Here is a 10,394-nt window from a genome sequence, read left to right on the forward strand (position 1 = left end):
GCTCCTCGCAGCTCGCGATGATGGTGCCGCCACGAGCGTGCGGGTCAGCATGCTATCAAATCCTTTCACCCCCACCTCACGGAAGAACCCCACCTCTGCAAGATGCGCCAAACCGTCGGCGTCGTTCGCGTCGGTCTTATTCGGCGCCATATCGGGCGCAGCTTTGGTATGGCGGGCATCGATATCGCTGGCACCCCTTCCGCGCGTAGCGCGTGATAGAGCGGCAAGACGACGGTAGGCCGCATCATCACCAAGCTTGCCCAACCGACAGGCGGCAGGTTGCTCCTCGAGGGCCGCGACATGACGTCGGTTCAAGGCTCGACGGCGGGAGAGGACTATGAAGTGGTTCAAGTCAGCGCGACAGCTTTTAGAGCTTCGTCTCCATCCACGATCCCATCGCCAACCTTTTTCACATTCCCCGCCACGCACCCCGCTGGTCTGGATCACCACCGAACTTTCCAACCAGATTCGTGGAATCATGAAAACGTTCGGCGCCTTCTTATCGATCACGAGGAACTTGCTCTCATCGTGCTGCCGATGTTGGAGGCCTGGCGCGGACATCCGTGCCGCCGAGCTTGGGCGCCAGCTCGTCGCAGAGGCACGTCAGAGCCAGGCATGCCGCATGCTCATGTCGACCCTGGCATCGGCGCCATCACCGCAACCTCGTTCGCCACTGCCATTGAGATCCCAACAACTTCAAGAAATCCCGCTCTGTTGGCGCTTAGCTTAGTCTGACGACCCGCTGCCAAGCAGGAGAGGTAGATCATGACGGCCACATATCCCCGGCGTGACGACCGTCATTTGCGAGGGCTTTCTCTACGAAGCCGCAACGGTGATCCTGAACCGCAGCACTGCCTGAAGGCGTGAGCTAACTTTGGCGATCTGAATCCAAGATGGATGCAATATCGAAAATATTCTTGTCAAGCGGGTTTGCGACAGCGCTTCATTCCACTACGTCAAAACATAAGGGGAACAGTGACATGTTTAAAGATCCGGTATCGCGACGAAAATTCCTGAAAGATGCAGCGTCGGCTACGGCGCTAAGCACTCTCGGCCCGTTGGTGGCGAGCAGAGCGTATGCCGCCGACACAATCACGGCCACTGAATGGGGTGGATCATACGTCGACGGGATCAAGTTGATCGCGGCCAAACAGGATATCCAAGTTAATTGGCAACTGTATTCGGGCGGGGCCGCAGCTGTCCTGCCCAAGATCAAGGCCACATGGCCGAACCCTGGAATAGACCTTCTGGCGGGTTGGGACCTTGTGCTCCAAGAAGTAGCCAGGGAGGGATGGGCAGAGCCGGTCACGGTCGAGAGGGTACCGAATTTGGCAGATATCCCAACCAAGCTGTTGATTAAAGATAGTGCCGGGAATATCATAAACATACCTCGGTCTATAGTGTCGATCTCCTGGTTTTATCGGGAAGATAATGCTCCATTTGAGATTAGGAAGATTGATGACCTTCTGGACCCTCGGCTGAAAGGTAAAGTCTGTTTTCCGTCTCCGGCGTGCAACTCCAATCTACAGATGGTTGCCCTCGCGCTTCACAGAGGTGGTGATGAACGGAACATGGAGCCGGCTTGGGACTTCGTGAAAGAGCTGGCGCGCAGCGGAAATATCGGCCGCGTGGCTACCGCAGATACTGATATCACGAATTCCATCAGTTCCGGCGAAACTTGCATAAGTTTTCAGGGCGGCTCCTACGTGATTGGCCTGGCACGAGACTTCAAAATTAAATACCTAACCAAAATGGATCCCGAAACAGGATTCCGGACGTTCCTTTACCAGGAGGCATGGTGCGTACTCAAGGGAAAGCATGCTGATGCGGCGTTCGAATTCGCCAACTTTGCCATCAACGCAGAAAACAACACGGAATTTAACCGCAGCATTGCAGGTATCCCTGCAAATGTAAAAGCGACAACGTCGGACGAAGTGAAGCCGATGATTTTCAACAACGAAGAAATGGAACGGTATATCCACATTCCAGACTGGGCTTATGTTTCCGAGCAGGCTGATGCGTGGCTGAAGCGATGGGAGCAGGAGATTGTGCCTCTTCTCTAGGGCAACATCGCGCTGCCCGAGCTGAACGCAGATCCGGAGAGAGTGGATGAGGAGTACGAGGACCAACATGCTGCTGCTGCTTCCCGCAGTGGTGTCATTGTTCCTATTCCTTGTGCTGCCGATGTTGGCGGTGCTTGACCAGAGCTTTCGCATCTTTGAGCCCGGGCGGATCGGCTCGAGGGAAGGAGCTCCGCTTACCACCGTAAATTATACACAGCTCATTCTCCCGGTTTATGCGCGATACTTTATTCAGACCTATCTTTTGGCCTTCTGCGCCGCAGCGATCGCAATTCTCATTGCCTTTCCGATCTCATATTGCGTTGCCAGGCGCGCATCGCCGTTAGTAAGAAAGACGGCGATTTCAACCCTCATCGGCCTTATGTTCCTGAGCGCTCTAGTTCGTGTCTATTCGATTGACTTGACCTTCGGCTCAGTGGGGATATTCGCGCGCCTCATGTCTGCCCTGGGGACAAATACCAATAGCTATCTGTACATTGACTTCGTTGTCATCGCGGGGTTGCTCCACTACGCAATTCCAATGTCAATATTGGTTTTAATTGGGGCCATACAAAATCTCAACCCGCGCCTCGCAGAGGCGGCTCAGTCCCTTGGTGCATCGGCAGCCACGACCCATCTAACGGTAACGTTGCCATTGTGCATCCGCGGGCTTGCCTCTGCTTTTCTGGTGTCAATGACGATAGGCGTCAGCGCCTTTGTTATCCCGTTGATCCTGGGCCGAGGGCGCGTGCTGTTTATATCAAATCTTATATACAGCCGCTTCGGTGAGGTTGCAAATTACCCGAGTGGAGCAGCAATTTCGATTGTTATGTTGGTTCTTTCTCTGGCTTTGATTTTTGTCATGTCCAGGATCGCCACATCATTTGATCGGCGGTGAAAAGAATGCTCAGCAAAAGAAATGCAGATGCCATTCTCGTCTTGTGCATAGGGGCGATTATCTGCGGAACAGCAATATTTCTTCTGTTTCCGGTAATTGTTACCGTGTTCATGGCGTTTGACGGACGTGAGTTCATGGGCCCGTTCCCTCCCCCGAGTCTGTCGATAAAGTGGTTCGAAAGGCTTTTTAGCAATTCCTATTTGTGGTCAGGGTTCCAGACCAGCTTGCTGCTAGCGATTGCGACGACGGCTCTTGCAACGACTATTGGCACGTCGGCGGCAGTGGCGATCAGCAAGATGTCCCCGAGAGCGCGTGACGTAACAACCACTATGTTTTTGTCACCTTTGGTAATGCCGGGGGTAATTGTCGGGTTCGCGTTGCTTATGTTTTTCTCTGTATTGGATGTAGTCCCGTCATTTTTTAGACTTATCGCCGGACATCTAATCATAGCATTGCCTTATACAATAAGGATGACATTGAACGGACTTAATGGCATAAGCGAAACGCTGGGCGAAGCCGCTTTGAGCCTCGGCGCTAATGCGCGACAGGCATTCTTCACGGTCACCTTGCCTCTCGCCAGGAGCAGCATTTGGGCCGGTTCGATTTTTGCATTTGCGTTCTCTATGGACGACGTCGCAATAAGTATATTTTTGTGCGACTACAATACGTACACCCTGCCTGTTGCACTAATCAGTTTAATGAGGTCCCATTTGGATCTCACAATCGCTGCGGCGGCAGTCGCCCTGATGGGGCTGACATTCGCTTTACTGGTCGTGCTGGACCGCGTTATTGGCCTTGAGCGAGCAATCGGTCAGGGCGTTTATAAGGCTTGATCGAATGAATGTTCTGGAACTGAAAGACGTCACCAAAAGATACGGAGAATTCACCGCAGTTGATGCGGTGTCTCTGAAAATCGAAAAGGGAAAGGTGCTTTCTCTTTTGGGGCCAAGCGGTTGCGGCAAGACGACTACTCTCCGCATCATTGCAGGTTTCACGTCGCCGGACACGGGGGCCGTGGAAATCTCTGGCGCCAATGTTGGTCGCTTGAAGCCGTATGAACGCAACGTCGGACTGCTGTTCCAAGATTACGCGCTGTTCCCTCACATGACCGTCGCTCAGAATGTCGCTTACGGAATGCGGTATCGCGGAACTCCGAAATCGGAGATACCCTCGCGCGTCAAACAGATGATGTCACTTGTTCAACTGGCCGGCATGGAGGCGAGATATCCGAGCCAGCTAAGCGGCGGACAGCAGCAGCGCGTCGCGCTTGCGCGAGCACTTGCAACCGACCCCCAGATAGTTCTTCTAGACGAGCCATTGTCCGCGCTTGATGCGAAGCTTCGCCTTGAACTGCGTATTGAGTTGAAGGAGATTCTCCGATCGGTCAACGCGACCACCATCGTCGTCACTCACGATCAGGAGGAAGCTCTTAGCTTAGGCGACGAGGTCGTCGTCATGCGGGGGGGGAAAATCGTTCAGCGTGGATCGCCCACGCAGATATACGCGGAGCCCGCCGACAAATTCGTCGCCGAGTTTGTCGGGAGGTCAAACTGGTTTCATGGATCAAGGCGCGGCAGTTCAAGTGAGGGCGTCTGCACCTATGTCACAAGCGAAGGATTAGCGATCCACGCAAGAACTCCGCTATCCAATCAACGAGACGTTGTTGATTTATGCGTCAGGCCCGAAAACATCGTGCTCATGGGCGGGGCAACGAGCGATGTAGCGCAAGACGTAAAAAGCAATGTCTTAGCGGGTGTCGTCCTCGACGTGGCACCGCTGGGTGCCGACATGCACGTGGTCGTCGAGCTTCCAGGAAAGGGCAGATTGCTGGCTATCCGCAAGAATGTGGGGAGCACTCCGGGATTTATAGCGGGACAACCCGTACACGCCCATTTTTCAGCGTCGGATGTCCTCGCATTTTAGGCCGGAGGCATTATCCGAGTTGAAGGAATGTCGGTCGGAACTGAGATTGGCTGAATCAAATTCTATCAACCTCGCAGGTACATGCTCTTGGCATGCGAATTGCGCGACAAGTCTTACCAGCCATCGGACACGGACCCCTGTCATTCTGCCGCAACAGCGTGGTCAAGCGAGTTAACAAGGAGGAAATGACAAATGAAAATAAAAAGCATATCAGTATATGAGATCGTGTCGCCGTTTCCACAAGGTTACAGACTATCGCGGGGTCGAAAATGGACATCCTTCGAGAGCACAATTGTAGCAATCAAGACTGACGCGGGGCTCGTCGGATGGGGCGAATTACAGACGGTTGGAGCGAATTATCTGCCGGCGTTCGCAAAGGGGGCCATAGCGGCCATTGATGTTTTAGGTCCTCAGCTCATTGGGAAAGATCCGCTCCATCTCGATCGAATCAATTACTTCATGGATCATCTTTTGTATGGCCATCCGTATGCGAAATCGGCGATCGACATGGCTTGCTGGGACATCCTCGGCAAAGCAACGGGAATGCCGCTATGCGTTCTTCTAGGCGGAAGGTTCGAAGGTGGATTAGATCTTATGGCCGCCCCTTACTTCGGGTCGAAAGAAGAGATGTTGGCGTTGACCCAGGACTTGCGTGAGAAAGGGTACCGGCGCTTGTCCGTGAAGTTGGGCGGAGATGTTGCCGAAGACGTGTCAACATTACGGGCAATTCTCGAGAATGCCCAACCCGGCGAGGAATTCTACGCCGACTGCAATCGCGGTTGGACACGGGATCAGGCCCTGCGAGTGATGCGGCAAATTCGCGATCTCGACGTCTACATAGAGCAGCCTTGTGCTTCGTACGAGGACTGCCTCGCGGTGAGACGTCGGACTGATCATCCAATTATCCTTGACGAAATCATTGATTCGCCCGAGATGGTGATGCGGATTATCGCCGATGACGCAGCGGATTTGATCAATATCAAGATTTCGAGAGTGGGTGGCCTGACGAAGGCGCGTCGCGCCCGTGATATGTGTGTCACGGCAGGAATTCCGATGACTCTTCAAGACGTAGGGGGTAGCGGGATCGTACAGGCAGCAATTTTCCATTTGGCACAGTCCACCCCGAAGGAGTTCCGGCACTCTGTTTTCGACCCGCTAAGCGTTGTATCCGACCCATTAACGGATGCACCGATCTTGGTGCGGGACGGAGCAGTGGTGGAAGCTTCGGATAGGCCCGGCCTTGGTCAAGACATCTTGCCGGGCAGCCTCAGCGATCCGATAGCTGTGTACGGCGAGAGGGGCTAAGAGCGGTATCTTGCCCTGCCTTGGCCGGCCAGTTCAGCTCAATGTTGTTTTTAAGGCTGAACTAGCGAATTGGGACTTCGTTGACGTGCGCCGCCTTTTGATGGCGCACGTCGTCTCCGTCCTCCGTCGCAATTAGCCGATGACGGCTTACGCCCCCCTGACGATAGGATGCAGAGACTTATACCAACGGTCTCGGGTTGCTGATGTTGTGAACGCGGTAAATTCTCCGGGTCGGATATGGGTTATTAGGTCCGACCGGTCCACGACCATCGCTTTGTTCAAGAACGCGATGGTGGTGGTGGAATGGCCAATCACATTAGCGAGAGATGCCTCTGTGCTGATTTTCGTAGACGAGAGATGGGGTATTCGGCTTGCCCCCCTTTTTCAACGGTGATGCTAGAAGGTACTGCGCTTCGAGCTGATGATAGAACCTGGTCTGTCCAAACAGCCACAAGCATCGGGGAAGGAAGCGCAGCATGAAGCACTTTATCGGCCTCGATGTCGCTGTGAAAGATGGAGTGGTTGCCGCCCTCCCCAGATGGCATCGCAATGTGCCAGGATAGTGGTGTTTACAGCCACTGAGCGGAAAGGACGGCAACCGTGACGAAAGATACAATGATCGGGGTGGATTTGGCAAAGACGGTTTTTCAGCTCCACGGGGCGTCGATGACGGGAGAGCTGAAGTTCCGGAAGAAATTGTCACGGGGGAGTTTTGCCAAATTTATGGCCGATCAGCCGCCAGCGGTGATCGTGATGGAAGCCTGTGGCAGCGCGCATTATTGGGCCCGCGAGATGAGCAGGTATGGCCATGAGGTGAAGTTGATCGCCCCGCATTACGTGAAGCCTTTTGTAAAGTTATGCTCACCTCGCCATAACTTTACTAGGACTAACCCGCTCCGCCACGGCGGAGCGGCAAGGGGGGTGTACGCCGACGGCGCGGTCTTGATGGCGTCCTCTGTCGTGCCGGTCAGGCGTTCAATAGGAGCTCCAACTGCGCGAGCATGGGGTGGCTGCTTGCAGCCCATTCCATCGGACAAAGGAGCTTGTCATGACCCAACTTCGGCAACGCATGAGCGAGGACATGCAGGTGCGCAACTTCGCGCTCAACACCCAGCTCTCCTATCTGCAACAGGTGTCGCTGTTCGCCCGCCACTTCGGCAAGTCGCCGGACGTGCTCGGGCGCGAGGACATTCGGACCTATCAGGTCTATCTGACCAACGAGAAGAAGCTGGCGTCCGGTTCGATCCACACCGCCATCGCTGCGCTGCGCTTTCTCTACAGTGTGACGCTCGAAAGGGACTGGGCGCCTGAAGAGGTCCTCCCGTTTCCCAAGAAGCCGCAGAAGCTGCCGATCATCCTCAGCCCCGAGGAAGTTCAGCAATTCCTCGGCTGCGTCCTCAACGTCAAACACCACGCCATCCTGACCACCTGCTATGCCGCCGGCTTGCGCATCTCGGAGGCGGTTCAGCTGAAGACCACGGACATCGACAGCCAGAGAATGGTCATCCGCGTCGAGCAGGGCAAAGGCCAGAAGGACCGCTACGTGATGCTGTCGCCCAAGCTGCTGGAGATCCTGCGCAGCTATTGGAAGGTGTGCCGGCCAGAGGCGAGGCTCTTCCCCGGCGATCGCGCCGGCCAGCCGATCACCAGGGATGCGGTGGGACAAGCCTGCGCGAAAGCGCGCGACCTCTCCCGCTTGCCCAAACCGGTCACGCCGCACAGCCTGCGGCACGCCTTTGCCGTCCATCTATTGGAGGCCGGCGCCGACGTGCGCACCATTCAACTGCTGCTCGGTCACCGCAGCCTCGCGACCACCGCCCATTACCTGCGGATTGCCACCAACAAGGTCTGCGCCACGTCGAGCCCGTACGAGCTCTTACCGCGTCCGGCCCCCACCCCGCCGCCGCCGGCCAAGCCTCAGTACTTCTGAGCTCAAGCCGATGGCCCGCTCGGGGCCGGAGGTGGCGGATATATTCCGCCGCTATGGCGAAGCCTATCGCGTGCAGCATGACGCGTCGCTCAGCACCGCGCAGCGTCGCGTCATGACGGCGATCGAACTCTGCCGCACCGCCGCGCTCGGCGGGCATATCGAGCAGTGCGATCAATGCGGCCACCAGCGCATCGCCTTCAACAGCTGCCGCGACAGACATTGTCCCCGCTGCCAATCGCTGGCCCGCGCGCAATGGCTGGAGGACCGTCGCGCCGAGCTTCTCGACACACAGTACTTCCACGTCGTCTTCACGCTGCCGGGTGACATTGCCGCCATCGCCTATCAGAACAAGGCGCTCGTCTACGGTCTGCTCTTCCGCGCCACCGCCGAGACACTGCGCACCATTGCCGCCGATCCCAAACACCTGGGTGCCGAGATCGGCTTCTTCGCCGTGCTGCACACCTGGGGCCAGAACTTGCTGCACCATCCCCACCTGCACTGCGTCGTCCCAGGCGGTGGCCTTTCTGCCGACGGCACGCGATGGATTGCCTGCAAACCCGGCTTCTTCCTGCCGGTCCGGGTGCTCTCACGCCTGTTCCGACGCTTGTTTCTGGAGCACCTGGAGAAAGCCTTCGCGGCCGGCCAGTTGAAGTTCTTCTCTAGCTTGCAGGCCTTGAGCGAGCGCGACGCCTTCCGGCGCTATCTGGCGCCCCTTCGAAAGGCCGAGTGGGTGATCTTCGCCAAGCCGCCCTTCGCCGGACCCGAACAGGTCCTCGACTACGTCGGCCGCTATACGCACCGCGTCGCCATTTCCAACAATCGCCTCGTCGCCATCGAGGATGGCACCGTTCGTTTCCGCTGGAAGGACTATCGGCACGGCAATCGGCAAAAGGTCATGACCGTCTCGGCCGACGAGTTCATGCGCCGCTTCCTGCTGCATGTCCTGCCCGACGGCTTCCATCGCATCCGCTATTACGGCTTCCTCGGCAATCGCCATCGCGCGCAAAAGCTCGCCCACTGCCGCGACCTGCTCGGCATGCCGGCTCCAGAGGCGTCGAACAGCTGCTCGGCGAAGGACTACCGCGACCGCTACGAGGACCTTACCGGGCATTCCCTCCGGCAATGCCCGGCCTGTCATCAGGGGCGGATGATCGTCATCGAAACGTTCGACGGCGTCACCGGACCCCCGCCATACCGGGATTACAGATCGTGCGGGGCAATTCCCGATCACGTCGCCTGAGCATCACCGAAGCTGCCTTGAGCGCTCAGCCACCGTCTACACCGTGCTTTTCAGCTTGATCGGAGCCATCGATGAATCAGGTCCGGAACGGCCGACTGTCGATGTATTAGCCCGACCCGCCCGGCAGATACTTCATGAACAGGTCCCTGACATTCGTCATCGCCCCAGTCGAGCATGAACGCCGGCCTGCTCCCGACCCGCGTAGAATTTTTGCATCGCTGCTGTCTTCATTTCTCCGGACGTTAGAGCACGGATCTGAATTCGTGCAGGATCCTTTGTAGGCAGGGAGGCAAAGTACGGAAGATTCCGGCCTTTGGGCCGTTGGAATCATTGTTTGTCGTGTCCTCTAGTTGAAATCCGCGCCTGTTCGGGCGAGGTATATGTCGGGGACCGAACAGATATGGGGTTGGGGTTTTCGATGTGGCGTTTTGGCCCGCGATGGATGTACATCTCGTACGCCGCGGCTTACAATACAGTGCGCTGCTGATGTCGTGGGCGTGAATTTGGTTCGAATCCGTGTACGACAACGAGCTGGTTGTTTCCGGGCATATGCATCGTGGGGCCGACTTGGCGTCGATGAGTGATGGGTCTGATCGCACCTTGTGAGAGTTTTCCATGCTTTGAGGGTATTCGGTCACGCGTTGGCCTTGTGCCTCTATATTGGTTCGAGGGCGCGTGGCCATCACCAGTTGCTTCGGGCTTCAGTGTGATGTCCTTGCCGTCGCTTGATGGAAACGAGACGGCGCATTTACTTGGCCTTCGGTCGGAAGAGGGAACCCCCCCCCAGTATTCAGCTCCATCACCTTGGTGTACATTTCGCCAGTCGCCTGATCGTTGTCCTTTTGGGGACGGAGAAGACCGGCCCAGTTCTTCGGGAAATCGATTATAGGGCAAATGGTCCTCGTGTACCAGACTCGGTATCATGCAGGCAGAGCGACTTGTTACACATGTCTTTTGCGCGCGCTTGTCCGCCAGGTGGCCCCTTCGTTTTCTTTCTCGATGATATTGTGGAACGCCAGCTGCCGCCAGCCGCGCACC

7 protein-coding genes and 4 pseudogenes are annotated in these 10,394 nt (G+C 56.4%); 10 read left to right on the forward strand and 1 reads right to left on the reverse strand.

Annotated elements, in window-relative coordinates; genetic code table 11:
• Positions 1–18: 18 nt before the first annotated feature.
• Positions 19–218: pseudogene (locus tag ACFSQT_RS02650) on the reverse strand (IS110 family transposase); the annotation flags it as partial.
• Positions 219–319: 101 nt separating this feature from the next.
• Here ACFSQT_RS02650 and ACFSQT_RS02655 point away from each other — a divergent pair.
• The 10 genes and pseudogenes from ACFSQT_RS02655 to ACFSQT_RS02700 all read left to right on the forward strand — a co-directional run.
• A pseudogene (locus ACFSQT_RS02655) lies at positions 320–425 on the forward strand (IS6 family transposase); the annotation flags it as partial.
• Positions 425–850 (forward strand): annotated as a pseudogene (locus tag ACFSQT_RS02660) (transposase); the annotation flags it as partial. The pseudogenes ACFSQT_RS02655 and ACFSQT_RS02660, both read left to right, overlap by 1 nt.
• Positions 851–980: 130 nt before the next feature.
• Positions 981–2,063: an ABC transporter substrate-binding protein gene (locus tag ACFSQT_RS02665; protein WP_379016870.1), complete on the forward strand. Its 1,083-nt coding sequence runs from the start codon at positions 981–983 to the stop codon at positions 2,061–2,063.
• Positions 2,064–2,130: 67 nt separating this feature from the next.
• Positions 2,131–2,958, forward strand: coding sequence for an ABC transporter permease (locus tag ACFSQT_RS02670; RefSeq protein ID WP_379016871.1), 828 nt, complete (start codon positions 2,131–2,133; stop codon positions 2,956–2,958).
• 5 nt (positions 2,959–2,963) lie between these two features.
• Positions 2,964–3,791: an ABC transporter permease gene (locus ACFSQT_RS02675; RefSeq protein ID WP_379016872.1), complete on the forward strand. Its 828-nt coding sequence runs from the start codon at positions 2,964–2,966 to the stop codon at positions 3,789–3,791.
• 4 nt (positions 3,792–3,795) lie between these two features.
• Positions 3,796–4,881 (forward strand): ABC transporter ATP-binding protein, encoded by a 1,086-nt coding sequence (locus ACFSQT_RS02680; protein WP_379016873.1) that lies wholly within the window; start codon positions 3,796–3,798, stop codon positions 4,879–4,881.
• A 192-nt stretch (positions 4,882–5,073) separates the two neighbouring features.
• Entirely contained in the window at positions 5,074–6,186 is a 1,113-nt protein-coding gene (locus ACFSQT_RS02685) for a mandelate racemase/muconate lactonizing enzyme family protein (RefSeq protein WP_379016875.1), read from the forward strand.
• 600 nt (positions 6,187–6,786) lie between these two features.
• A pseudogene (locus ACFSQT_RS02690) lies at positions 6,787–7,041 on the forward strand (IS110 family RNA-guided transposase); the annotation flags it as partial.
• A 193-nt stretch (positions 7,042–7,234) separates the two neighbouring features.
• On the forward strand, positions 7,235–8,116 hold the full coding sequence (locus tag ACFSQT_RS02695; protein WP_172235051.1) for a tyrosine-type recombinase/integrase: 882 nt from the start codon (positions 7,235–7,237) through the stop codon (positions 8,114–8,116).
• A 10-nt stretch (positions 8,117–8,126) separates the two neighbouring features.
• Positions 8,127–9,356: an IS91 family transposase gene (locus tag ACFSQT_RS02700; protein WP_379016876.1), complete on the forward strand. Its 1,230-nt coding sequence runs from the start codon at positions 8,127–8,129 to the stop codon at positions 9,354–9,356.
• The last annotated feature ends 1,038 nt before the right edge of the window (positions 9,357–10,394 follow it).

Source organism: Mesorhizobium calcicola (assembly GCF_042682105.1).
Lineage (GTDB): Bacteria > Pseudomonadota > Alphaproteobacteria > Rhizobiales > Rhizobiaceae > Mesorhizobium > Mesorhizobium calcicola.

Excerpts from the sequence above, each read along its gene's own strand:
- ACFSQT_RS02665 (WP_379016870.1), top strand. The coding sequence starts at position 981 with ATGTTTAAAGATCCGGTATCGCGACGAAAATTCCTGAAAGATGCAGCG.
- ACFSQT_RS02670 (WP_379016871.1), top strand. The coding sequence starts at position 2,131 with ATGCTGCTGCTGCTTCCCGCAGTGGTGTCATTGTTCCTATTCCTTGTG.
- ACFSQT_RS02675 (WP_379016872.1), top strand. The coding sequence starts at position 2,964 with ATGCTCAGCAAAAGAAATGCAGATGCCATTCTCGTCTTGTGCATAGGG.
- ACFSQT_RS02680 (WP_379016873.1), top strand. The coding sequence starts at position 3,796 with ATGAATGTTCTGGAACTGAAAGACGTCACCAAAAGATACGGAGAATTC.
- ACFSQT_RS02685 (WP_379016875.1), top strand. The coding sequence starts at position 5,074 with ATGAAAATAAAAAGCATATCAGTATATGAGATCGTGTCGCCGTTTCCA.
- ACFSQT_RS02695 (WP_172235051.1), top strand. The coding sequence starts at position 7,235 with ATGACCCAACTTCGGCAACGCATGAGCGAGGACATGCAGGTGCGCAAC.
- ACFSQT_RS02700 (WP_379016876.1), top strand. The coding sequence starts at position 8,127 with ATGGCCCGCTCGGGGCCGGAGGTGGCGGATATATTCCGCCGCTATGGC.